Source organism: Flagellimonas hadalis (genome assembly GCF_007785775.2).
In the GTDB taxonomy this organism is placed as follows: Bacteria; Bacteroidota; Bacteroidia; order Flavobacteriales; family Flavobacteriaceae; genus Flagellimonas; species Flagellimonas hadalis.
Genome location: NZ_VNIK02000049.1, coordinates 1 through 425, shown reverse-complemented (window position 1 = coordinate 425; position 425 = coordinate 1). Strand labels below are relative to the sequence as shown.

The following is a 425-nucleotide window of genomic DNA, read 5'->3' as shown; positions in this document are numbered from 1 at the left end:
TTGATCACGGTCCCGGCAGGAATGGTCAATGATCCACCCTCTTTAACGATGAAAGAGCTTGTTAGAAGATATTCTATAGAAGCACTCAAGCTAACATCTCCAGTGACTTCACCAGCCAAATTCTCACTTATGGTTTCGCTGTTCTCAAGACCAATGGTCCATCCAGCTGCCCAATCAGGGGAATTGGCTCCATTTCCGGCTCCTGTAGCAATACCTTCCGTATAGAAGCTCTGGTTGGCTCCTTCGTAGTTAGTGGCAGAAAAAGTTTCGGCAATATCTGCAAACTGTATGTTTGTTATGGCAAGGTCACCAGCTTCAATTCGAACACCAGCTGGAGCATCACCATCGGTCACCATTACACCAAGGTCAATGTCGGACACATAAAAGTTGTCAATGGTAAAGTTTCCTCCACCTTCCTTGAAGAA

At 45.6% G+C, this 425-nt stretch carries 1 pseudogene; it reads right to left on the bottom strand.

The window, feature by feature from the left end:
- Positions 1-425 (bottom strand): annotated as a pseudogene (locus FOT42_RS17955) (hypothetical protein); the annotation flags it as partial.